Origin of the sequence: Kribbella pratensis, assembly GCF_004366075.1 — a bacterium.
In the GTDB taxonomy this organism is placed as follows: Bacteria; Actinomycetota; Actinomycetes; order Propionibacteriales; family Kribbellaceae; genus Kribbella; species Kribbella pratensis.
In genome coordinates, this window is record NZ_SODU01000003.1 from 387,651 (window position 1) to 410,429 (window position 22,779).

Here is a 22,779-nt window from a genome sequence, read left to right on the forward strand (position 1 = left end):
GGTGACACCCGCTGTGACACCGGCCACCTGGCGAAGGTCGCGTGCCTCACTCGTCGTCGTGGTCAGGACGAGGGAGTGACTGGCCGATGGTGAAGAACAGCGCGGCGATCTGCTGGGTCGCCTGCCAGCGGTGTCGTTGCTGTGCCTCAGCCAGCCGCTGCCGCGCCTCGTAGAAGTGCTTCGCGGCGGACTCGGTGTCGCCGTGGTCGATTGCCTGGGCAGCCTGGTCCAGGTCGTTCGCAGCCTCCCGCGGCGCCTTGCTACGGCTGCCCTGCTGCGTCGCGCGTACCTGTGCGGCCAGCGAGCGCAGCCGCTGCACCAGCATCCCTTGCGGGTTCTGTGTCTGCGTCGGCTTCTTCGTCGGCGTTGTCTTCGTCTTGGTGGGAGTGGGGGTCGGCTTGGGCTTCGGTGTGGTCTTGGGAGCCGTCGTGACCTTCTGCACCGGGGCAGTAGGCGTTCCGCCGGCCTGTGCGGGCGGATCGTTCGACACGCCTGCCCGCAGCAGGAGCGCCCCCACCAGACCCGCTACCACCACGGCGGCAGCCACACCTGCCTTGGCCAAGGGGAAGCCCCTACGGGTCGCCCGATGCGCCGGTTCGTCGGAGTCGTCCTCCCACTTACCCACACCGACCACCTCGGCAGCCGCAGGTGGCGTGAACGCCAGCACCTGCGTCTGGTTGGCCGGTGCGAGCAGCGCGGCCACCTCGTGCTCCGACGACGGACGGTCCGCCGGATCCTTGGCCAGTAGGTGCGCCACGAGGTTCGACAGCTCAGCCGGTACGTCGGCACGTGTAACAGGCGGAGGCGGTACGTCGAGATGCTGCCGCATGACCACGTCGACGGTCGGGCCTGTGAACGGCGGCGTACCGGTCAGGAGCTCGTGCAGGACACAGCCGAACGAGTACCAGTCGCTGGCCGCGGTCGCGGGGTCGCCACGGACCTGCTCCGGCGACACGTACGACGCCGTACCGAGCAGGACGCCCAGTCCGGTCGTCTCGTTGCCCGCACTCTTGGCGATACCGAAGTCGGTCATCTTGAGGGTGCCGTCGGGAGCCAGCAGCAGGTTGCCCGGCTTCACGTCGCGGTGCACGATCCCGGCCGCGTGTGCCGCGTCCAGGGCACGAGCGCCCTGCACGGCGATGTCCTCGATCAGGGAAGCGGCCGGGAGTCCCGACGTACGCATCAGTTTGGCCAGATCGGGTCCTTGCACGAGTTCCATCACCAGGAACACGTGGTCACCCTCGGTGCCGACGTCGTAGGTCGCGACAACGTTCGGATGGGTCAATCGAGCGGCTGATTGAGCCTCGGCGCGAAACCGCTGGACCGCGGCCATCGGGTCGCCTTCGAGGCTGCGCAGCAACTTCACCGCGACCTGGCGGGCGAGGAGCGTGTCCTCGGCCTGCCACACCTCACCCGCACCGCCCCTGCCGAGCAGGGTCAGCAACCGGTACCGACCTGCCAGTACCTCGCCGTTCACACAAACACACCTTCCGCAGCGGACCGGATCACCTTAGGCGGGAAGCGCCGGATGTTCGAGTCCGCGACGAATTCCTTGAACAACCTCTGCAGAGAGCAAGCGAGGTACTACGGTGTGGTGATGAAGCGATCACTCACCGCCCTGATCGCGGCCGTTCTGGTTGCGACGACACTCTCCACGACCACAGCCTCCGCCACACCGGCTGCCAAGCCGGTGGCCAAGTGCGAGTTCACGCCGACGCCTGAGAACCCGGCCGCCAAGCCGGTCCGGATCCCGTCCCCGGTGGCCCGTGCGAAGGGCACGGTCGACGTGTACTTCGTGACGAACTACGGACCGTTCGTGGTCCGGATGGACCGCGCCAACGCGCCCTGCGGCGTACACAACTTCGTGCATCTGGTGAAGAGCCGGTTCTACGACGCCACGCAGTGCTTCCGGCTGACGAACTCGTCCCGGCTGGGCGTCCTGCAGTGCGGTGACATCTACCGCCAGGAGGAAGGTGGGCCCGGGTACAAGTTCCCCGACGAGGTCACCGGCCAGGAGACCTACCCGCGCGGCACCGTTGCCTACGGCAACCAGGGCCCAGGCACCAACGGCTCCGAGTTCTTCGTCGTGCACTCGTTCGCGAACATCGCGCCGAACTACACCGTCCTCGGCCACGTCATCGCCGGCATGTCCACCTTCGACCGCATGGTCGCCGCCGGCATCGCGGACCCCGACCAGGACGGCCCCCCGGCCAAGCCCATCCGCATCTACAAGGTCTGGACCCACTGAGGGAGCGCAATTCAGGCGGCGCGCCGCTAGCTTGAGGATGTGGGCACACGCGGCCGGCCGCGGACAGTGCTCTTCAGGGACAAGGAGGCGCGGAGATGGTGCAGCTAGGTGCGATCGGGCAGATCGCCCGCCCGGTGAGTGACATCCAGCAGGCCGTCGACTTCTACGGCGGCGTACTGGGACTCCCCCACCTCTACACGTTCGGGGACCTGGCGTTCTTCGACTGCGGTGGAACGCGGCTGTTCCTGAGCGCCAACGAAGGATCCGAGAACCCTTCCATCCTCTACTTCCGCGTCGACGACATCCAGACGGCCTACGACGAACTCCGCGCCCGCGGCGTGGAGTTCGAGCAGGCCCCGCACCTCATCCACAAGCACGACAACGGCATCGAGGAATGGATGGCCTTCTTCCCCGACCCCGACGGCCACCTACTCGCAATCATGGCCCAGGTGGGTTAGTCGGCGGGGGGCTGCCAGATGTCGGTGCGGGTGAGGCCGGCGGCTCGGCCCTTGGCGGAGATGACGAGGGCCATTTTGCGGCTGGCTTCGTCGATCATCTCGTCGCCGAGCATCACCGCGCCGCGGCCGCCGCCGGCCGCGGAGGTGTAGTGGTCGTAGGCGTCGAGGATGTTCTCGGCGTGGTCGTAGTCGTCCTGGCGGGGCGAGTAGACCTCGTTCGCGGCGGCGATCTGGTCGGGGTGCAGCACCCACTTGCCGTCGAAGCCGAGCGCGGCCGAGCGGCCGGCGACGCGGCGGAAACCGTCGACGTCCTTGATCTGCAGGTACGGCCCGTCGATCGCCTGCTTGCCGTGCGCCCGCGCGGCCATCAGGATCTGCATCAGGATGTAGTGGTAGGCGTCGCCGACGTCGTACCCGGGCGGCTGCTCGCCGACCACCAGCGACTTCATGTTGATCGACGCCATGAAGTCCGCCGGCCCGAAGATGATCGTCTCCACCCGCGGCGACGCGGTCGCGATCGCGTTCACGTTGGTCAGGCCGAGCGCGTTCTCGATCTGCGCCTCGATCCCGATCCGGCCCGGCTCGTACCCGTGCACCTTCTCCAGCTGGGTGAGCAGTAGGTCGAGCGCGACCACCTGCTCGGCGGTCTGCACCTTCGGCAGCATGATGCAGTCGAGGTTCGCGCCGGCGCCGCCGACGACCTCGATCACGTCGGCGTACGTCCACTCGGTGGTCCAGTCGTTCACCCGGACGACGCGCAGCTTGGTACCCCAGCCGCCCTCGTTGAGCGCGGCGACGATGTTCTTGCGGGCATCAGGTTTGGCGATCGGCGCGACCGAGTCCTCGAGGTCCAGGAACACCTGGTCCGCGTCCAGCCCCTTCGCCTTGGTCAGGAACCGTGGGTTCGACCCGGGCGTGGCCAGACACGACCGTCGACTACGCAAGACCTGCTCCGTCATCGGGACCTCCACTCGGTTACTCGCCGGTCACCGGCAGCGTACGGCGTCCATGCCCGCCGTCCCGGTGACCCGGCTCACTTCCCCTCCGAGTGTGTCCCGATTCACCGTGTGACACTTGGACCTGTGAGCATCGAGGAGGCTGTCACCGAGATCGCCGGCGTGATGAAGAAGGCCGGACTCGTCTGGCTGGCGTGGGACGGCCGACGACCGGTACCGGCATGGTTCGCGACGGTTGAGGGCCAGTACGTCGTACTCGCGGACTCGGCTGACGGCGCGGAGCAGCCCCTGCCCGGACTCGCAGCAGCACCCACAGTCGAGGTCGTCGTACCGGCCAAACCTGCCACGAACCGCCTGGCGAGCTGGAAGGCGACCGTACGGCGCTTGCAGCCGGGGACCGACGAGTGGACAGCAGCAGCCCAGGTACTGCGAACCGAGCGGCTGAACGCAGCCGAGCTGGACACACAGCTGGAGCGGTGGCGGAACGAGGCCGACATCCTGGTCCTGGACCCGACCGGTGAGATCAGCGAGACGGCAGGACGCTACGACGCCACGCCGCGGGCCGAGGCTCCGGTACCGACCAGAGCCACGACCCGCGGCAAGCCACCGATGACACTGCACCGGCCAGTGCGCCGCCGCCCTAAGCTGAGTTAACGCACCCCGAAGGCCCGTTGGATCGTCTGGCTGACGCTGTTGCCGGCATCGTCGCGTGCCGTGACCCGCATGCTCACGTAGTCGGCTGATGCCGGTGCATCCAGCTTCCCGCGCCAACCGGCCCCCGACCGTTGCAGCCCGATCGACCGCCAGGTGGCACCGTCGTCGTACGACAGCTCCAGCGTCGCCGTACTGACCTTGCCTGTGTCCACAGCCCCTGGCAGGTGCGAGGCGGCCACCGCGAGGTCTGCGTGGCGTTTCGCTCGACCGGACAGGTCAGTTGCGATCGAGTAGTCGAGCTGGAGCAGCGGCAGCGTCTCCAGGTTCGCGTAGTCCGCCTGACCGGAGGTGAAGCCCCACTCGGTGTGCGTGCTCGGCGAGTACGGCCGGTTCGGCAGGTCGCGCTTGGTGTCAACGACCAGCCGGTACGGCAGCGGCTCCGGCGCGACCTCTACCGAGAGGATGTCGGGGCCCTCGCCGATCAACGTGTCGCCCTGGTAGAACGCCGACGTGACCGGCGCCCCGACGTCGTACACGATGCCCTGGTGCGGACCTGAGTCGGCGAAGCCGGGCACGCCGAAGACGCTCATGATGTCCCCGACGCGTGACGGCGGTGTCGACAACGCACTGTCGCCCAGCAGCCGCGGACGCTGGATGCCGGCGAACCAGGTCTCCTTCGTCGTGCTGCCGGCACGGTAGGACAGTGACGAGCCCTGCTGAGTCAGGTCCGGCACCGCGGCCATGCTGAGCCACTTCACCTTCGGCGAGGCCGTGACCCACACCGTGTGGTCATCCTGCGCGGGTACCGGTGTTGTTGCGGCCCCTATTGCCCAAGTCAGGTCCGCGGACAGGTCGAAGCGGATGTCCAGCGCATCCCCCGGCTTCGTGTCCCGGAAGGACTCGTCGATCCGTGCCAGATCACGTGTGCCCGGCCGGTACCCGGGGTCTTTCGGAACCGCACTGTCGTGGTGCTGGACGAGGTCGTAGATGTAGTCCGGATACGGATGCGAAACGAGCGGCAACAGCTTGGGACTGACCGCCAGCAGCCGCTTGCCCTGGTCAGTGTTCAGGGACGCTACAGGGAGTGCCGGCGCCTCCTCCTGCGGCAGATCGGCCCACGCGTCCAGAGGCCCGTATCCGTCGTTCAGGATGAGCAGCAGCTTCGCACCGCCCTTCGCGGCAGCTGCAGCCTGTGCTGTCGGCGGTACGGCGTCGTTGCGCTGAGCAACAACGATCTTGCCCCGGACGTCGTACGTCGCAGGGTCGGAGCCGACGTACACCACCGGATAGGTGCCGACGCCTTCAGGCAACTTCGGCGACCAGCTCTGTACGACGCTGTCGAACGAACCCACCGTGAGAGCAGGCTGAACCTGTCGCCAGCGTGTTGCGAACGTGTAGGAGCCCTGTGTCACCTTGCGGGTCGGTGTGGCCCAGAGGGAGTCGTAGATCCACCACTCGAGCTGATACACGTCGACAAAGCGATGCAGGTCGCCGTAACTCCGGTACTGGTCGACGCGCAGATACGTGTTGTCAGAAGGCCGCGGCGTGACCGCAGCGACCTTACGGAGTCCGGCAGCGTCGAACGTGAGCGTCTGGTCCTGGGTGACGTCTACCTCCGGCTGACTGATGACAGCCCGGCCCAGCGAATGCGGACCGTCCAGACCGGGTACGTCGGCGTACATCCATCCGGCGTACGTGCTCGGGCGAACGTCGACGTCGAGACTCCCGTCGACGACGTACACCTCCGGTACGACGTCCCGCTTGATGTCCTTGAGTACGACGACACCCGACAGCGCCGCGCCGTGCGGGTCCTTCGCGCGGAGCGACAGCTTGACGCGCTGACTCTGCTTGCTCACACCGATCGAGGTGTGGGCGAGCACTGCTCCATTGCCATCAGTTGCCGTGATCATCGAGCTGTAGCCGGCGTCGTCGACGGCCAGATCGAGGTGACTCACCACACCGGCGGTCGCCGTACCGTGCGCCGGGACGGTCAGGTGCGGAGTCGTCAGCGTGAACAGACCGGCCGGGATGCCCTGGTTCTTGAGAGACAGGTTCAGCGTGACGGGTTCGGCGCCGTTGTTGGTGTAGGTGACGTCCTTCTGCACCAGTCCGCTCGCCGGGTAAGGCCACTTCACCGCGGCGAAGGCGGAGCCGGACGCGTACAGCGTGCTGCGCACCGCAGTGGCTACGTCCAGCCGGCCGGTACCTGCCGCGAACGGGCTGTACTGCTGCGTGGTCTTCGTCGTGCTGACCAGCGCATCCTTCAACTGCTGCCCCGTCCAGTCCGGGTGCGCGTTGGCCAGCAGCGCAGCCGCACCAGCGACGTGCGGTGTGGCCATCGACGTACCGTTCATCGCGACATACGGCCCTTCACCTTCCGGCGAGTACTGCGACCGCGCAGCGAGCACACCGACGCCAGGAGCAGTCAAGTCGGGCTTGACCGCACTGTCACCGAGTCGCGGACCGCGGCTGGAGAACGACGCGAGGCGGTCCGCACTGTCGACTGCGCCAACGGTCAGGGCCGCGTCCGCGGCACCCGGTGCCGAGACGCTGTACGGATCCGGTCCGGAGTTGCCCGCGGCGATCACGAACAATGCGCCGGTCTCGGCGCTCAGCGTGTTCACGGCCTGGCTCATGGGGTCCGTGCCGTCGGTCGGACCGGAGCCGAGGCTCATGCTGATCACCTCGGCGCGCTGATCGCGCGCGGCCCACTCCATGCCGGCGAGGATCCAGGAGTCCTGGCCGCTGCCGTCGTCGTTCAGGACCTTGCCGATGTGGAGTCCGGCGCCAGGCGCCACGCCCTGCTCCTTGCCGCCGGACGCAGCACCCGTACCGGCGATGGTCGAGGCGACGTGGGTCCCGTGACCGTTGCGATCGGTGACGTCCTGGCCCGGCACGAAGCTCTGCGAGGCGACGATCCGGCCGCCGAAGTCGGGGTGCGCGGCATCGATGCCGGTGTCGAGCACGGCGACGTCCACGCCTTGACCGGTGTTGCCGCCCTGCCACACCTCCGGCGCGCCGATCTGGGTGGTGGTGTCCGACAGGGTCGCCTTGGCCTTGCCGTCCAGCCAGATCTTCGCGATCCCTGTGCGGGCCGCGGTGTTGCCGCCGGTGAAGGACGTCCAGAACGCGGCGGCCTCGTCGTGGTCAGCGGTCAGTGCGGCGCCTTTGATGCTGGTCAGTGCGCGGGTCTGCCGGGCGCCTGCCGGAGCGGCCTGCTTGCGTCCCTGGGCGTAGGAGACGATGAGGGGCGTGCCGTCACTGTGCGCGTCGTCGTACCCGTCGGACAGCAGCTCGGTGACGTTGAAAAGGCGCTCGTCGAGGACGCCGGACGCAAGATACGGCAGCGCGGCGTCCGGGTAGACGTACAGGTCGTTCCCCACGGTCATGATGTGCGCGCCGGCGGGGGTGCCGTTGGGCTTGCTCACGGTCGCGGTCGGACGGCCTTCGACGGTCGTCACGGTGACCTTGTCGCCCGTGATCAGGGTGACTGTGCGCGGCGGCGTACTGGCTGCTGGGGTGGCAGCACCGGCCTGCGGCACCGAGACGGCGGCCAGCGCCAGCACGGCGGCGCCGAGGGCGGTCAGCCCACGACGGCAGAAGGAAGACAAGGACACGGAAGCTCCAAGCTCAGGGGAGGTCCAACGATCTCCGCATTACATGCGGCTCCCCATCCGTGGTGCTACGGATTCGGCTGGCGCAAAGAGGTCACGACCAATCCGGCCAGAGAACTAGAGCCAGCCGCGGTCGCGGGCGTGCCAGCCCAGTTGGAGGCGGGAACGCGAGTGGGTCTGTTCCATCAGCTGCTGGACCCGTCTGGCAACAGTGCGCCGGCTGATCCCGAGACGTGCACCGGCCGCGTCGTCGGTCAGCCCTGCCACCAGCAACGACAGGAGGTGCCGGTCCTCGGCAGACATCGCCTCCTCCCGCTCCAGACCGTCTGACTCGGTCACTGACAGCGGACTGGCCCGATTCCACACGGTCTCGAACAGTGCGACCAGAGCGTCCAACAAACTGCATGGATGCACCAGCAGCGCCGCGTCCTGTGCCGGGGTGGCCCAGTCCAGCGGAAGCAGCGCCAGTTCCCGGTCCGCGACCGCCAATTTGGTCGGTAGTACGTCCGCGATCCGGGCCTGCTCTCCCGCCCGCACGTGGCTGACCGCGCTGGCGCTCAGCACTGCGTCGCCCAGTGCTGAGCTGTCGTAGACGACTCGGTACGTCACACCAGCCCCCTGCCGGGCCAGCTGCGTACTGTTCACCTCGGCCGACGCGACGTACGGCGGAGCGACCAGCTCACGCATCTCACTTCGGGCCGTCCGCTGCACGCGGTCGAACGCCAGACCGACTGCCGTCTCCCCGCTGACGATCTCGATCAGCTCCTCGGTCCGTCGCGCACCACTCTGCCGGGTCGCCTCTGCCGCCAGCCGGTACGCCGCCTTGCGGATCCGCTCGAACTCCTCCTCCTGCCGCAGGATCAGCTGCTCGACCGCGAGCTCCGGAGGCACCGGCACGATCAGCTCCGCCGGCGGCGGCGTACGGTGCACGAAACCCTCGCTCAGAAGTACGTCGACCGCGCGCAGAACCTCCTGCACCGGACGGCCGAGCCGTGCGGCCAGGTCCACCAACGACGCGGCACCCCGCCGGATCAGGTCCAGGTACGCCGCCTCGTCGTCGGCGCCCAGCCCGGTGGATCCGAGCATGCCCACCCCACCTTCGAAAGTCGCCCGAGGGGCAAAAGTCTACGAAGGGTCCTCAGCCGCGACGCACGGTCGGCGGGTTAGCCTTCGGACATGAGTGGATCACCGTCGCGGGTCTATGTCGCCCGATTGGCGGGTCTGCCGGTGTACGACCCGAACGGGGACCAGGTCGGCAAGGTGCGGGACGTGGTGGCCATGATGCGTCAGGGCGACCAGCCGCCCCGCGTGCTCGGCCTGGTCGTCGAGGTGTTCACCCGGCGCCGGATCTTCCTGCCGATGACTCGGGTCACCTCCGTCGAGGCCGGACACGTCGTCACCACCGGTCTGGTCAACATGCGGCGGTTCGAGCAGCGCACGACCGAAGTACTCGTCCTGGGCGAAATGCTCGACCGGACCGTCACCATTGCCGACACCGGAGCCGCCGCGGTGGTGTACGACATGGCAATGGAGCAGTGGCGGACCCGCGACTGGCTCCTGACGAAGGTGGCGGTCCGGGAGGGTTCGAAACGGTTCCGGCGCCGCGGACAGACCCACGTGCTCGACTGGATCGACGTGACCGGCTTCACCCAGGATGAGGAAGGACAGGGCGCGACACACATCCTGGCCGCCTTCGAGTCGATGCGGCCGGCCGACCTGGCCGGCGTACTGCACGATCTGTCCCCCAAGCGTCGCAAGGAGATCGCCGTCGCGCTGGACGATCAGCGGCTGGCCGACGTACTCGAGGAACTGCCCGAGGACATCCAGGTCGAGATCCTCGACGGTCTGGACACCGAACGGGCTGCGGACGTGCTGGAGGAGATGTCCCCGGACGACGCGGCCGACCTGATTGCCGAGCTGCCGACCGAGACAGCCGAGCGCCTGCTCACGCTGATGGAACCCGAGGAAGCAGAAGACGTCCGGCGACTGCTGACCTACGAGGAGCGCACCGCCGGCGGCATGATGACGTCCGAACCGGTCATCCTGCCCGCGGACGCCACTGTGGCCGACGCCCTCGCCCACGTACGCAACGCGGAGCTCAGCCCCGCACTGGCCGCGATGATCTACGTCTGCCGGCCGCCGCTGGAAACGCCGACCGGACGGTTCATCGGGATCGGTCACATCCAGCGACTGCTGCGCGAGCCGCCGTCCGAGCTGGTGTCCGCTGTCCTGGACACCGACCTGGACGGGCTGCGGCCGGACGACAGCCTGCAGACGGTCAGCAAGTACCTGGCGACGTACAACCTGGTCGCCGCGCCGGTGCTCGACGACGAGGGCCGGCTGATCGGTGCGGTGACCGTCGACGACGTACTCGACCATCTGCTTCCCAGTGACTGGCGAGAGCACGACCACGCGGATCGCGTGGAGCAATCACAGCTGCCCGAGCCGCAGGAGGTGGACCACGATGCCCCGTGACGACCGAAGCACCGACGACCGCCGCCAGCGCGGCAGCGGCACCGCCGAGGAACGCCGCCTGATGCGGAGCACCAACCGCCTCGACATCCCGCGCGAGCTGCGACGCACGATCGCACTGCGCTCGGCGTACGACGCGGACGCCTTCGGCCGCCTGTCCGAACGGATCGCGCGCTTCCTCGGCACCGGGCAGTTCCTGGTCTACATGACCGCGACGATCCTGTTCTGGGTCGGCTGGAACATCTTCGCGCCGGAGAGCGTGCGCTTCGACCAGTACCCGTTCATCTTCCTCACGCTGGCGCTCAGCCTGCAGGCGTCGTACGCCGCTCCGCTCATCCTGCTCGCCCAGAACCGGCAGGAGGCCCGCGACCGGGTGCAGTACGAGCGCGACCGCGACGTCGACGCCCGGACCCGGGCCGACATGGAGTTCCTGGCCCGCGAGGTGGCATCGCTGCGGATGGCCGTCGGCGAGGTCGCCACCCGCGACTTCCTGCGCTCCGAGCTCCGCTCCTTGCTCGCCGACCTCGACACTCGCGAGGACGACCGGGTTTGACACCGAGCTACCCTCGCTGTGAGTGAGGAAGGACGTGGGATGAAGACTCGATTCGCGCCCGATCGTGGGCTGTCCAGCCGGATGGTGGTCACGAGTTTCCTGCTCGGGCTGCTGTACGTCGGCTTCGTGGCACTGCTGATCGCGCTGACCCGCAGCGCGGTGCTGGCCGTGCTGATTGCCGGCGGCATGCTCTTCGCGCAGTACTGGTTCTCCGACCGGATCGCCCTGTATGCGATGCACGGCCGGATCGTCACGCCCGAGGAGGCGCCGCAGCTGCACGGCGCGATCGACCGGCTGTGCGCGCTGGCGGACATGCCGAAGCCGCGGGTCGCGATCGCCGACGTCGACCTGCCGAACGCGTTCGCCACCGGCCGCAACCCGAAGAACGCGGTGGTCTGTGTGACCACCGGCGTCATGCGCCGTCTGGACGCCGACGAGCTCGAGGGTGTGCTGTCGCACGAGCTCTCGCACGTCGCGCACCGGGATGTGGCCGTGATGACGATCGCGTCGTTCCTCGGCGTACTCGCCGGCCTCATCACCCGCTTCGGCCTGTACGGCGGCCTGGGACGGAACCGCGACCAGAACGCGGCCGTGATCATGCTGACGATCATCGCGGTGTCCATCGCCGTCTATGCGATCTCGTTCCTGCTCACCCGGGCCCTGTCGCGGTACCGCGAACTGGCCGCGGACCGGGCCGGGGCGATGCTGACCGGCAGACCCTCGACGCTGGCGTCGGCGCTGACGAAGATCAGCGGGGACATCGCGCAGATACCGTCGCGCGACCTGCGCCAGGCGCAGGCGTTCAACGCGTTCTTCTTCGCGCCGGCGATCACCGGCAAGAGCCTGTCGTCGCTGTTCTCCACGCACCCGTCCCTGGAGACACGCCTCGACCGCCTCGGTACGCTCTCCCGCGAGCTGGGCGAGCAAGCTTAGAGCTATGGGCCTTCTCGACATCCTGCTCGGGCGCAGCAAGGCTGTGCCGCCGAACCTCGATCAGCTGTTCTCGCTTCCGTCGGCCGCGATCACCCTGGAGACCGCGGCCGGCTTCCGTCCGACGGGCAGCGGCTCGGTCTGTTTCAAGGCGGCCGAGGGCGGTGGGTTCACCGCACTCCGCGACGAGGTCGACAAGCTGCTCGCGCTGGACAACGGCAAGTTCACGAGTACGACGGACTCGTACGGCTTCACCTGGCTGGTCCGGCAGACGGCGCCCGACGACCTGGAAACCCTGGTCACCGACCTGCACGCCGTCAACACATCCCTCGTCGACGCCGGCTTCGGCAACGCGCTGCTCTGCACCCTGGTTGCCTTCACCAACGGCAGCCAGTCCGTCGGCCTCGTCTACCTCTACAAACGGGGCTCCTGGTACCCGTTCGTCCCCGTCGGCACGGACCGCCGCGACAACGCCCAGGAACTCCAGATCAAGTCCGTCGTCGGCGCCGACCTGAACTTCGAATCGGACCTGTCCCGCTGGTTCCCCATCTACGGCGCACCGGGCCTGTAGAAAGTAAGGGTTACCTTTCCGGGCCTACGTCACATGGACCGTGGTCGGGCGGATGGGTGTGAGCACGTAGCCTGGGGGCATGGCTCCCACTGCTGATCAGGTGACCACAGCGCTCGGTGGCGTAATGGATCCGGAGATCAAGAAGCCGATCACGGATCTGGGGATGGTCGAGACCGTCGTCGTCCGCGAGGACGGCGTGGTCGCCGTGCGCATCCTGCTGACCGTTGCCGGCTGTCCGATGAAGGACACGCTGCGCCGGGACATCACTGCCGCGGTGAGCAAACTGGACGGTGTCACCGGGGTCGAGATCGACCTGGGTGTGATGTCGGCCGAGCAGCGGGCGGCCCTGCAGACGCAGCTGCGCGGTGGCGTGGCCGAGAAGGAGATCCCGTTCTCCCGGCCGGACTCGCTGACCAAGTTGTTCGCGGTCGCGTCCGGCAAGGGTGGCGTCGGCAAGTCGTCGGTGACCGTGAACCTGGCGGTGGCGATGGCCCGCCAGGGCCTGTCGGTCGGCGTCCTGGACGCGGACATCTACGGACACTCGGTGCCGGCGATGCTAGGTGTCGCGGACGAGCGGCCGACCGCGGTGGACGACATGATCATGCCGGTGCCCGCGCACGGCGTGAAGGTGATCTCGATCGGCATGCTGAAGCCGAAGCGCGACCAGGTGGTCGCGTGGCGCGGCCCGATCCTCGACCGCGCGCTGGTCCAGATGCTCGCGGACGTGTACTGGGGCGACCTCGACGTACTGCTGCTCGACCTGCCGCCCGGCACCGGTGACATCGCGATCTCCGTCGGCCAGCGGCTGACCAGCGCCGAGGTGATCGTCGTGACGACCCCGCAGGAGGCCGCCGCGGAGGTGGCCGAGCGGGCCGGCACGATGGCGCAGATGGTGCACCAGCGGGTGGCCGGCGTGGTCGAGAACATGTCGTTCCTGCCCTGCCCGCACTGCGGTCCCGAGCACCGCATCGAGATCTTCGGCACCGGCGGCGGTACGCGCGTCGCGGAGACCCTGTCCGCGCGGCTCGGCTACAACATCCCGCTGCTCGGCGAGATCCCGCTCGACGAGCGCCTCCGCGCCGGCGGCGACCTCGGCCAGCCGCTCGTGGCAGCCGACCCCGACACCCCCGCCGCGCAGGTCCTCGACAAGATCGCGTCGACCCTGGGCGGCAAGCCGCGCGGCCTCCTCGGCCGCCAGCTCGGCCTCTCCCCCGCGGGCCGCTGAACGTGGACCATCCCGTGCTGGAGACAGCACGGCTGCGGTTGCGGAAGTGGCGGGAGGACGAGGCACCTCGGATCTCCGCGGCTCGCACCAACCAGGCGACGGCGCATTTCCTGCCGTTCATCCCACAGCCGTTCACCGTGGAGGACGCGCGGTTCTGGCTGAAGGACCTGGCCGAGCAGGCAGCGGCCGGGAAACGGTTCAACTGGTGCGTGGCAGACGCCGCGACCGATCAGGGACTGGGCAACATTACGCTGTTCGGCATCCATGTCCGCGGCGCGGTCCGCGACGCCGAGGTCGGGTACTGGATGCACCCCGAGGCGCAAGGCCGCGGCGTGATGAGCGAGGCGATCCAGCGCGTCGCCCAGTGGTACTTCGCTCCGCCGAACGCCGGCGGATTCGGCGGCCGGCGGATCTTCATCCGTACGGCGGCCTCCAACACGGCGGCCCGCCGTACCGCGGAGAAGGCCGGCTTCCGGCACGTCGGCACCGAGCGCGCCGCCTTCGAGATCGGCACCCACGTCGACGACAAGGTCACCTACGACCTACTGATCACCGACTGACCAGATCGGGCGCAGCGGGGACAGACCTTCCTCGACGTACTCCGCGACCGGACGCACTCCGCCGTCCAGGTACCACTGCTCCAGCGCCGCGAAGTACCCGAAAACAAGGGCATTCGCGGCCACTCGGGCCTGGGTCTCGGTGAGCTTTCCGCCGGCCATCAGCGGGGCGATGCGCAGGCTGGCGCGGTCCAGCGAGGCGCAGAACGCCGTACGCACCGACGGCTCCTTGAAGAAGTAGCGGATCCGCCGCCACGGGATCGGCTCGCCGCCGCCCGGTGCCGCCTCGTAGTCACGGACGATCCGGGTCAACGTGGCGACCGGGTCCTCGCGGTCGAAGAGTTCCTCCAGCGCCTCCTGGCTCATCGTGTCGAACTCGTCGGCGACGATCAGGCCTTCCTTGGTGCCGAAGTAGCGGTACACCGAGGACGGCGACACCTCGGCCGCGGCGGCGATCTCCTCGATCGTCACCGCGCCGAACCCGCGCTCGTCGAACAGGTCGAGCGCGCACTCCTGGATCGTCCGCCGCGCCTTCTCGCGCCAGCGTTCCCGCAGACCGGTAGCCATCCCCCGACCCTAAGAGACAGCCACACGCTTCAGCAAGTCACTGTCTAAATCTCTTGACCATGCCGACACAGCGTTCGTACAGTCACTTGCATGAGACAGTCACTTTCAGAAAAGCGCACAGCGCTGGCCGCGGTCGGACTCTCGGTCCTGCTCGCCGCGATCGCGATCGTCGACCAGGCCGGCAGCCGCAGCCTGTTCGACCACGCCTCATCGGGCTACGCGTCGTACGGCAAGCACGCGTCCGAGGGCGCGCTCTATGGCCTGCTGTACGGCATTGCCGTCCTGGACGCCCTGCTGTGGTTGCTGGTCGCGGGCCTGGCCCGCTCACACCGCCTGGTCGCAGCTGGGGTTGGCGTACTCGCCGTACTGCTCACGGCCTCGCTGGGCGTGACCCTGCTGGTGGCATCCGAGTACGGCGTGCACCCGTACCCGCCGCTCTGGGGCGTGCTCGCGCTCCTGCCCGCGGTCGCCGGTGTCGCCGCGACCGCCCTGCTCCTCCGACGGAGGTAGGTCAGGTCGACTCGGGGTCGTACGGCGGTTTCGCGCCGGCTGGGAGGCGTTGCGGGGTGCTGTCGGCGAAGTCGGCGACGGGCTTGTCGTCCTCGTCCATCGGCTCGAGCAGGTGCTTGCGGACGAAGTTCTTCGGGTTCAGGTCCTGCAGCTCGAGGTCGGCGTACTCCGGGCCGAGCTCGTTGCGCAGATCGTTCTGCGCGTTCGTCACCATCTGACGGACCTGGCGCAGCAGACGTCCCGCCGTACGGGCGAACTCCGGCAGCCGGTCCGGTCCGAAAACGAGTACGGCGACGATCGCGATCACGACCAGTTCGAGTGGCCCGATGCCGAACATGTCCCCACCTCTCCGTACTTCGTTCCGGACTGCGCCCAGCCTATCCCGGCACCGGCTAGCACTCGTCAGCCGATCTGCTGGGCGAGAGTGAGCGTAACCGTTCGGGACCGCCCGCCGCGCTCGTAGGCGAGCCGCACGGCCTCCCCAGGCTGGTGAGTGCGGATAGCGACGATCAGCACCTCGGCGCTGTCCACAGGGTCGCTGTTGATCGAGGTGATCACGTCACCGACCCGCAGACCGGCCCGCGCGGCAGGCGAGCTCGGGCTCACCGCGCTGACCCGGGCGCCGCCCTCGAACATCATGTCCACACTGGCCCCGATCACCGGGTACGACGCCTTGCCGGTGGCGATCAGCTGCTGGGCGGTCCGCCGGGCCTGGTCGATCGGGATCGCGAACCCGAGCCCGATGCTCCCGCTCTGGCCCTCCTCGGAACCGCGAACGGTGGCGATCGCCGAGTTCACGCCGATCACCCGCGCGTTCATGTCAACGAGCGGACCGCCGGAGTTGCCCGGGTTGATCGCGGCGTCGGTCTGCAGCGCGCTGATGTACGACGACGCCTGCCCGGTGTCGTCGCCCGTCGTCACCGGGCGGTTCTTCGCCGAGATGATGCCCGAGGTGACCGTGCCGGCCAGTCCGAGCGGCGAGCCGATCGCGACCACGTCCTGCCCGACGACCGCCTGGTCCGACCGGCCGAACTGCACCGAGGGCGCGGTCAGGCCGGACACCTGCACGACGGCCAGGTCGTACGCCGGGGAGCGGCCGACGAGCCGCGCGGTCGCGGTCTTGTTGTCGTTCGTGACGACCTGGATCGAGCCGCCCTTGGCTGCGGCCGCGACGACGTGGTTGTTGGTCAGGATGTGCCCGGCATTGTCGATCACGAAGCCGGACCCGGTGGCGTCGGAGTTGTCCGAGCCCTCGACCTTCAACTGCACCACGCTCGGCAGCAGGGTCGCGGCGACCGCGGACACCGAGCCGGTGCGGATCTTCGGGTCGGCGCCGGTGCCGACCGGCGGCTCGGGCTGCTGTGCGATCGGGGTGTTGTTGCCGCTGAGCGCGACGACGGCCGTGGCCGCACCGGCGCCGGCGAGGACACCGATGACCAGCGCGACCAGAGCGGCGATGGTGACGACCCGGTTGACCTTCTGCGGCTCCGACGTGTACGAGCGGGCCTGCTGCTGGTGCCAGTCCATGGGTGGCGGCGGCACGTACGCAGGCCGGTACTGCGGCTGCTCGGTCGGCCAGGCCTGTCCTTGGTACACCGGGCGGAAGGTCGGCTGCTGCGGCTCCGGACGCCCGAAGCTACGCTGCGAGGTGGACCGGCCACCGTTCGTCTGGCGGTACGCCGCGTCCGAGCCGGGTGTCCGCAGTGGCATCGCGCCCGATCCGGGCGCCGGCGGGGTCAACGCAGTCAGCGGCGGGCCTGCCGCAGACCCGTTCCCGTTGGGCTCGCCCGCGGTGGGCAGGACCGCGGTCGGTTCCGTGGTCGCCGGATTCGGAACTGTCGGCTCGGCGTCGTCGCTGGTCACGGTGCCCGCCTCACGTCGTCGTCGTGGTCATCGGTGGAGCCTCCGGAGGTAACCGGGAGGACGTCCACCTTCGATTATCCCAGCTTCGGCGAGAGTGCACCCATCGGAGTGAGCCAGGTCGCGATTTTGGCCAGCCCGGTTCCCAGTCGCTGGATCGCGCTCAGCTCGGCCGGCAGCTCGTGCGGGAAGGATCTGACCACCTGTCCGAGCTGGTCGGGAGGCAGGTCCCCGATCAGCGTGTAGACGATTCCGCCGGACGACCAGACGACGTACGACGGCATGCCGTACCGCAGGTATACACCAGGACTGTCGGTGCTGCTGAAGCCCTCGACCGCGGCCGGATCCAGTGTGCCGCGCTGCTCGAACAGGGAGACGTTGAACAGCCCGTCGGAGTACGAGAACTGCAGAGAGCCGTTGCTGGTGTCCTGGTGGACGTCGTACAGCTTGAGCGACGCAGGCAGCTCCGGCGCGCAGACCCAGCCCTCGGAACGCAGGTTGTCGACCTTGCCCATGCCGAGCGCTTCGACACCGCTGGGGACCGTCGGTGGCAGATGGCCGAGGAACTCGGAGCCCTCGATCTCCAGCTCGGTGAACACGGTGGCGCGCACCATCGTCTTGCCGTCCGCACTGAACAGCTGACGCTGGAGCAGCAGTCCGGTCGCCTTGTCGATCCAGAACTTGGCCGCCAGCGTCTGGTCGTCCCGCAGCGCCTCCACGAGCACAGCGGTCCGGCCGATCAGGTCGGTGCAGCACTTGTCGACCAGCTGGTACGTCGCCTGCAGCAACGCCAGCGGTCCACCGTCGATGGCGGCGTCCGTGGTGGTGGCGCGCTGTACGAACGCCTTGGCCCCCGGTGCGGATGAGCCGAGCACACTGATCTCGGAGCCCTGTGACGCCGCGTGCACGATGTCCAGCATCGCCGAGCTGGAGCCCTGCGGTCCCCAGGCAGTGATGATCTGCGTGCCGTGGTACGAGATCTGGTTCGGCGCGACAGCCGCCCTCTGCAACCATCTGACCGCCGTCGGCGAGTCGGCCTTCGAGAGCGCCGGTAACAGGGCCGGGACCGCGGCGGCGGACGTGGGCAGGCCGAAGCCGATCAGGGCGGTGCTGACCAGGACGGCGAGCCGGGAGAGGCTCACCGGTCAGCGTCCTGTCAGGGCCACCGGGCGCAGTGTCGGGCTGTTCAGCCCGGCGTACCCCGCACCGTTGTAGGAGTTCAGCAGCGCGACCGGGTCAGCGAACGGTGCTCCGCCGCTGGTGCTTGCGTGGTCGGACGAGAAGCTCGCCACCGGCGGCTGCAGCGTCGGAGGCTGCTCCGAGCGGGACGGGTCGCCGACGACGAACGCCGTACCGAGCAGGGAGGCGACTGCGGCAGCTGAGCCGGCTGCGCCCAGGACGCCGCTGCGACGGCGGGAGCGAGTGCCGCGGGCGGGTCCCGGTCGGGTGCCACCTGTGCGGCCGGCCGGGAACGCGGACCGCTGCGGGAACAGGTTGACCGGCGTGACCACCGGGCGGACCTCTTCCCGTGGCTCGGTCGAGAACGACGAGACGCCCATCAGGCGCTGCATCAGGTCGGTCGACGGATCCGGCGACTCCAGCGCGGCGATCCGCGCCTTCAGCCGCCGCTGCGCGTCCACCTCGGACCGGCAGGTGTCGCAGCCGACCAGGTGGCTCAGGACCTTGTCACGGGAGTCGTGGTCGAGCTGGCCGTCGACCACGGCACTCAGCTTGTCCAGCGGGTGCGTCATGCGAGGTCACCTCCGTCGCCGAAGAGGCCGCCGTCGACCGGCGGACCGCCGACCCGGGTCTGGCCGGACCGCGGGGCCCGGTGCTCCAGGTGCTTACGCAGCATCGACCGGCCGCGGTGGATGCGGCTGCGGACGGTGCCGAGCTTCACGTCCAGGACGTCCGCGATCTCGTCGTACGTCATGCCCTCGATGTCGCACAGCACCACGGCCGCACGGAAGTCCTCGGGCAGCGCGTCCAGCGCGTCCTGCACGTCGTGGTCGAACAGGTCGGAGTCGAGCTTCTCGGCCGGGCCCTCGCCCTTGGCCGGGAGCCGGTCGTGCGCGTCCTCGGGCAGGCCGTCGAAGCGGATCCGCTGCTTGCGGCGGGCACCGTCCAGGAACAGGTTCGTGGTGATCCGGTAGAGCCAGCCCTCGAACGTCCCCGGCGTGTACGACGACAACGAGCGGAACACCCGGACGAACACTTCCTGGGTGAGGTCCTCGGCGTCGTGCTTGTTACCGGTCAGCCGGTACGCCAGGCGGTAGACCCGGGCGGAGTGTGTGCGGACGATCTCGTCCCACGACGGCAGTGCGTCCGGCACCTGCTGGGGTGCGGGGACCGTCGACGTGTCGAACGGCTTCACCGCGACGCCTCCCTGGGTCCTCTCGGCAATGAGCGTGAAGGCCATGGTGCCGCGGTCACCGTCCTCTGCGCACGTCGGGAGAACCCGGGTTCGACCCTGAGTTCCTGGTACGACGGCTCAACGCGGCGCTCCGGCCGGAAGTTCCCGGCCGGTGCCTTCACTACACAAGACGCCTCGGAGGCCATTTCGGTTGAGTCAGTGCTCCTCGATGACAGCGATCGGGTCGCCGTCGCGGACGACCTCGCCCTCGACGACCTTCAGTTCGGTGATGGTGCCGGCCACCTCGGCCAGCACCGGGATCTCCATCTTCATCGACTCCAGGATGACAAGCGTGTCGTCCGGGCCCACCGTGTCCCCGGCCTTGGCGGTGACCTTCAGCACGTTGGCCACCAGCTCGGCCAGCACGGTGTGACTCAACTCGCACTCCTCCCACTCCCGGAATCCCCGCTCCCGATCCTAGGCGTGACAGACCAGGGCCCAACTACTGGGCGTGCTGCCGGGCCCGGTACGACGCGACGCGCGTCCGGCTCGAGCACCGCGGCGTACAGAACCTCCGCGGCCGCTTCTCCGCCGCATTGGCGAACACCCGCTCGCAGTCCACCGCCGCACAGACCCCGAGCGCCTCGAACCCGTGACCGGCCGCGAACGTCGCCAGCCCGAGCGCAGTCGTCGCCGCCAGCCACTCGGCCCACGTGACTCCGGGCTTCGCCACATGCAGGTGCCACGGCGACCCGTCGTGGTCGGACAGATACGGGCGTACGGCGTACTCCTCCAGCAGCTCGTTGAGCTTCAGGGCCGCTGTGCGTGGGTCGGCGTGGAAAACCTCGCGGACCTGCTCCCGGACGCCCCGGACCGCGACCAGGTCGTCCTCGTCCAGCGTGACCGGGTCGGCCTCACCATGCTCGAGCAGGAACGCGCGTACGTCGGCCGGCGTCGTCAACTGCTCCGGCTCGCGGGTGCGCGTGTTGACCAGGTCGACCGCGAGCCGCACCTGCCGGTCCGGCGTCTGAAGATCCACTGGACTCCCTCCGTAACGCCTTTATGATAGTAACGCGTAACTGCAGGATTTGCGTTACAGGAGGTTCGGGCGTGGCGAGCTACTACTTGGCGGCGACGCTGGCCAGGCTTGCCGATGAGATGGTCGCGTTCACGCTGGTGCTGCTGGTGCTGGAGCGGACAGACAGTCCGGCACTGGCAGGGATCACCGGAGCCGCCTATGCGCTCCCGGCGGTCGCCACCGGGCCTCTGCTCGGTGCATGGCTGGACAGGACGCCGTACCGGCGGACCGCGCTCGCACTCAACCAGGCCGTGCTCGGCGTGGTCATGCTCAGCCTGCTGGCCGTAGTCGGCCACAGCGCGCACTGGATCACGCCGGCGCTCGCAGCAGTCGCCGGTGCAACGCTGCCTATGGTGAGCGGCGGGTTCACCAGCATGCTGCCGAGCCTGGTCCCATCAGAGCGACTGGCCCGCGCCAACTCCTTCGAGGCTGCGAGCTTCGGTGCCGCGACCATCACCGGGCCTGCGACCGCCGCCACGATCGCAGCCACCCTGTCGGTCGAGGTCGTTGTTGTAGTCATCGCCGTGGCCGCAACACTCAGTGTCTGCGCCATCAGCCGCCTGCCCGCCCTGCCGCCGTTACAGACCGCTGGACAGCCATTCTTGCCTGCCGTTCTGGCCGGTATGACTCACCTGGTCCGCACACCACGGCTGCGAGCCTCCACCGTGACCACGACCCTGCTGATGGGGGCCACCGGCATCCTGCTGATCGCCCTGCCACTGCACATGGCTTCACTCGGAATGCCCAGGTCAGCGGCCGGCTACCTGTGGACAGCCATCGAGCTCGGCAGTGTCACCACCGCGCTCCTGCTGACTCGTCTCCAAGCGCGGTGGCGCCCTGAGCAGGTCGTCATCGTGTCGGTTGCGGCCTACGGCGTCACCATGGCCACCTGGCCCGTGGCCACTAGCTTCGCCGTCCTCGTGCTGGTGGCCTTTGTCAGCGGCCTCCTGGAAGGCCCCACTCTCCCTGCCATGTTCGCCGCCCGCCAGCAGTACAGCCCGGAGTCCCTGCAAGGCCGAGTGAGCACCACCGCCGCCAGCCTCCGGGTCGGCGCTGCCGCGATCGGCCAAGCCACCGGCGGCCTCCTCGTCCCGGCTGTCGGCACCCGCAGCGCCCTGCTGATCGTGGCCCTCGCCCTACTCGCGGCCGCAGCCCTCGGCCGCGTCACAACCGTCTCGAGAGAGGCTGCTGCGGTCAGTCGAGGATGACCGAGCGGGAGAGGCTGCGCGGCTGGTCGGGGTTGAGGCCGAGAGCCAGGGACTTGGCCACCGCTACCCGCTGAGCGACGACGAGGGACGCCATGGGGTCGAGGTCGGCGTGGTGGACGATGGTCGCGCCGGTGGCCTTGACGTCGTCCAGCAGGCCTGCCGGCGGCTCACCGAAGACCCAGACGCCGCGGCCGGGCTGCGCGATCGCGATCGGGCCGTGCCGGTAGTCCATCGCCGGGTACGCCTCGGTCCACGCCGACGCGGCCTCACGCTGCTTGAGCGCGGCCTCGTGCGCCAGGCCGACGTTCCAGCGCGTTCCGACGTACGTGACCTGCTCGAGCTTGGCCAGGTCGTCGACGTCGATGGTCAGTGCGGTCTGAGCGTCCGCAGCGGCCTTGGACAGGTCCTCACCGAGCGACGCGCGCAGCAGCGCCAGTGTGGTGGTCGCGAACCGGGTCTGCACGACGGACTGCTCGTCGGCGAAGTCGAGCAGGATGGTCCGGTCGGCCAGCTCGACGATCGGCGAGTCCGGCGTCGCGGTGATCGCCACGGTCGGTACGTCGGTGGCGCGGATCAGGTCGAGCACCTCGGTCGTCGTACCGGAGCGGCTGATCACCACGATCGCGTCGTACGACCGGCCGGCCGGGAACTCGGATCCGGCGAACGCGTCGGTCTCGCCCTGGCCGAGGTCCTCGCGCAGCGCGGCGTACGCCATCGCCATGAACCAGGAGGTGCCGCAGCCGACCGCGGCGACCCGCTGACCGGCCTGCGGAAGTGCCCTGAACTGTGCACTGTCGGATTGCGCGAAACCGTCCGAGACCTGCCGCCAAAGGTCCGGCTGAGTGGCGATCTCAGTGCTCACAAATGGCTGCTGCGTCATGTCGTCTCCGCACTTGTCATGGTCGAAACTGCTCGAACGTGATCGAATGGTGCCAACCAGCCGCCACCGGGCTGACCGATTGTGT

The 22,779-nt window shown here is 68.8% G+C and carries 24 protein-coding genes; 11 read left to right on the forward strand and 13 right to left on the reverse strand.

Annotated features, from left to right (window positions below; genetic code table 11):
• Positions 1-46: 46 nt before the first annotated feature.
• Complete coding sequence (locus EV137_RS25885) at positions 47-1,477, reverse strand: serine/threonine-protein kinase (protein WP_134131132.1); 1,431 nt, start codon at positions 1,475-1,477, stop codon at positions 47-49.
• 120 nt (positions 1,478-1,597) lie between these two features.
• Here EV137_RS25885 and EV137_RS25890 point away from each other — a divergent pair, with 120 nt between their 5' ends.
• Together EV137_RS25890 and EV137_RS25895 are read left to right on the forward strand one after the other, a co-directional pair.
• Complete coding sequence (locus EV137_RS25890; RefSeq protein WP_134131133.1) at positions 1,598-2,248, forward strand: peptidylprolyl isomerase; 651 nt, start codon at positions 1,598-1,600, stop codon at positions 2,246-2,248.
• A gap of 95 nt (positions 2,249-2,343) precedes the next feature.
• On the forward strand, positions 2,344-2,706 hold the full coding sequence (locus EV137_RS25895; protein ID WP_134131134.1) for a VOC family protein: 363 nt from the start codon (positions 2,344-2,346) through the stop codon (positions 2,704-2,706).
• Here EV137_RS25895 and EV137_RS25900 read toward each other — a convergent pair.
• Positions 2,703-3,665 (reverse strand): HpcH/HpaI aldolase/citrate lyase family protein, encoded by a 963-nt coding sequence (locus EV137_RS25900; RefSeq protein ID WP_134131135.1) that lies wholly within the window; start codon positions 3,663-3,665, stop codon positions 2,703-2,705. The genes EV137_RS25895 and EV137_RS25900 overlap by 4 nt on opposite strands.
• 123 nt (positions 3,666-3,788) lie before the next feature.
• Here EV137_RS25900 and EV137_RS25905 point away from each other — a divergent pair, with 123 nt between their 5' ends.
• Positions 3,789-4,316 carry a hypothetical protein gene (locus EV137_RS25905; RefSeq protein WP_134131136.1) on the forward strand — a complete coding sequence of 176 codons (528 nt, stop codon included), beginning with the start codon at positions 3,789-3,791 and terminating at the stop codon, positions 4,314-4,316.
• On the opposite strand, the gene EV137_RS25910 is transcribed toward EV137_RS25905, so the two are convergent.
• Together EV137_RS25910 and EV137_RS25915 are read right to left on the reverse strand one after the other, a co-directional pair.
• A complete protein-coding gene (locus tag EV137_RS25910; protein WP_134131137.1) occupies positions 4,313-7,933 on the reverse strand; it encodes a S8 family serine peptidase in 3,621 nt (1,206 codons plus the stop codon). The two genes, EV137_RS25905 and EV137_RS25910, sit on opposite strands and share 4 nt — an antisense overlap.
• Before the next feature lie 114 nt (positions 7,934-8,047).
• Positions 8,048-9,016 carry a helix-turn-helix domain-containing protein gene (locus tag EV137_RS25915; RefSeq protein WP_134006896.1) on the reverse strand — a complete coding sequence of 323 codons (969 nt, stop codon included), beginning with the start codon at positions 9,014-9,016 and terminating at the stop codon, positions 8,048-8,050.
• Positions 9,017-9,106: 90 nt separating this feature from the next.
• Here EV137_RS25915 and EV137_RS25920 point away from each other — a divergent pair, with 90 nt between their 5' ends.
• From EV137_RS25920 to EV137_RS25945, 6 genes are all read left to right on the forward strand, one after another.
• The gene (locus EV137_RS25920; RefSeq protein WP_134006894.1) at positions 9,107-10,405 is read left to right on the forward strand and encodes a magnesium transporter MgtE N-terminal domain-containing protein; all 1,299 of its coding nucleotides are present in this window, start codon (positions 9,107-9,109) and stop codon (positions 10,403-10,405) included.
• Positions 10,395-10,955 (forward strand): DUF1003 domain-containing protein, encoded by a 561-nt coding sequence (locus EV137_RS25925; protein WP_133785652.1) that lies wholly within the window; start codon positions 10,395-10,397, stop codon positions 10,953-10,955. The genes EV137_RS25920 and EV137_RS25925 overlap by 11 nt, the downstream gene beginning before the upstream one ends.
• Before the next feature lie 39 nt (positions 10,956-10,994).
• Positions 10,995-11,888 carry a zinc metalloprotease HtpX gene (htpX, locus tag EV137_RS25930; RefSeq protein ID WP_134006892.1) on the forward strand — a complete coding sequence of 298 codons (894 nt, stop codon included), beginning with the start codon at positions 10,995-10,997 and terminating at the stop codon, positions 11,886-11,888.
• Positions 11,889-11,892: 4 nt separating this feature from the next.
• Positions 11,893-12,456, forward strand: a complete 564-nt coding sequence (pspAB, locus tag EV137_RS25935; protein WP_134006890.1) for a PspA-associated protein PspAB — start codon at positions 11,893-11,895, stop codon at positions 12,454-12,456.
• A 79-nt stretch (positions 12,457-12,535) separates the two neighbouring features.
• Positions 12,536-13,681, forward strand: coding sequence for an Mrp/NBP35 family ATP-binding protein (locus tag EV137_RS25940; RefSeq protein WP_134131138.1), 1,146 nt, complete (start codon positions 12,536-12,538; stop codon positions 13,679-13,681).
• A gap of 14 nt (positions 13,682-13,695) precedes the next feature.
• The gene (locus EV137_RS25945; protein WP_238175556.1) at positions 13,696-14,241 is read left to right on the forward strand and encodes a GNAT family N-acetyltransferase; all 546 of its coding nucleotides are present in this window, start codon (positions 13,696-13,698) and stop codon (positions 14,239-14,241) included.
• Here EV137_RS25945 and EV137_RS25950 read toward each other — a convergent pair.
• Entirely contained in the window at positions 14,224-14,805 is a 582-nt protein-coding gene (locus tag EV137_RS25950; RefSeq protein WP_134131140.1) for a TetR/AcrR family transcriptional regulator, read from the reverse strand. The two genes, EV137_RS25945 and EV137_RS25950, sit on opposite strands and share 18 nt — an antisense overlap.
• A gap of 90 nt (positions 14,806-14,895) precedes the next feature.
• Between EV137_RS25950 and EV137_RS25955 the strand changes: the two genes are divergently transcribed.
• Positions 14,896-15,315: a hypothetical protein gene (locus tag EV137_RS25955; RefSeq protein ID WP_134131141.1), complete on the forward strand. Its 420-nt coding sequence runs from the start codon at positions 14,896-14,898 to the stop codon at positions 15,313-15,315.
• A 1-nt stretch (position 15,316) separates the two neighbouring features.
• Here the strand turns inward: EV137_RS25955 and EV137_RS25960 are convergent, their stop codons facing one another.
• The 7 genes from EV137_RS25960 to EV137_RS25990 form a co-directional block, all read right to left on the reverse strand.
• Positions 15,317-15,652 (reverse strand): sec-independent translocase, encoded by a 336-nt coding sequence (locus EV137_RS25960; RefSeq protein ID WP_134131142.1) that lies wholly within the window; start codon positions 15,650-15,652, stop codon positions 15,317-15,319.
• Between the two features lie 65 nt (positions 15,653-15,717).
• A complete protein-coding gene (locus tag EV137_RS25965) occupies positions 15,718-17,178 on the reverse strand; it encodes a S1C family serine protease (RefSeq protein ID WP_134131143.1) in 1,461 nt (486 codons plus the stop codon).
• A 74-nt stretch (positions 17,179-17,252) separates the two neighbouring features.
• Entirely contained in the window at positions 17,253-18,317 is a 1,065-nt protein-coding gene (locus tag EV137_RS25970; RefSeq protein WP_134131144.1) for a sigma-E factor regulatory protein RseB domain-containing protein, read from the reverse strand.
• Between the two features lie 3 nt (positions 18,318-18,320).
• Positions 18,321-18,926, reverse strand: a complete 606-nt coding sequence (locus EV137_RS25975) for an anti-sigma factor family protein (protein ID WP_134006877.1) — start codon at positions 18,924-18,926, stop codon at positions 18,321-18,323.
• Complete coding sequence (gene sigE, locus EV137_RS25980; RefSeq protein ID WP_130384020.1) at positions 18,923-19,594, reverse strand: RNA polymerase sigma factor SigE; 672 nt, start codon at positions 19,592-19,594, stop codon at positions 18,923-18,925. Before sigE ends, EV137_RS25975 begins: the two co-directional genes overlap by 4 nt.
• Before the next feature lie 150 nt (positions 19,595-19,744).
• Positions 19,745-19,966, reverse strand: a complete 222-nt coding sequence (locus EV137_RS25985) for a biotin/lipoyl-binding carrier protein (protein ID WP_134006875.1) — start codon at positions 19,964-19,966, stop codon at positions 19,745-19,747.
• A 64-nt stretch (positions 19,967-20,030) separates the two neighbouring features.
• The gene (locus EV137_RS25990) at positions 20,031-20,567 is read right to left on the reverse strand and encodes a CGNR zinc finger domain-containing protein (RefSeq protein ID WP_134131145.1); all 537 of its coding nucleotides are present in this window, start codon (positions 20,565-20,567) and stop codon (positions 20,031-20,033) included.
• 71 nt (positions 20,568-20,638) lie between these two features.
• Between EV137_RS25990 and EV137_RS25995 the strand changes: the two genes are divergently transcribed.
• Positions 20,639-21,814, forward strand: a complete 1,176-nt coding sequence (locus tag EV137_RS25995; RefSeq protein ID WP_238175557.1) for an MFS transporter — start codon at positions 20,639-20,641, stop codon at positions 21,812-21,814.
• Here EV137_RS25995 and EV137_RS26000 read toward each other — a convergent pair.
• The gene (locus EV137_RS26000) at positions 21,801-22,676 is read right to left on the reverse strand and encodes an SIS domain-containing protein (RefSeq protein WP_238175558.1); all 876 of its coding nucleotides are present in this window, start codon (positions 22,674-22,676) and stop codon (positions 21,801-21,803) included. The genes EV137_RS25995 and EV137_RS26000 overlap by 14 nt on opposite strands.
• Positions 22,677-22,779: the final 103 nt, after the last annotated feature.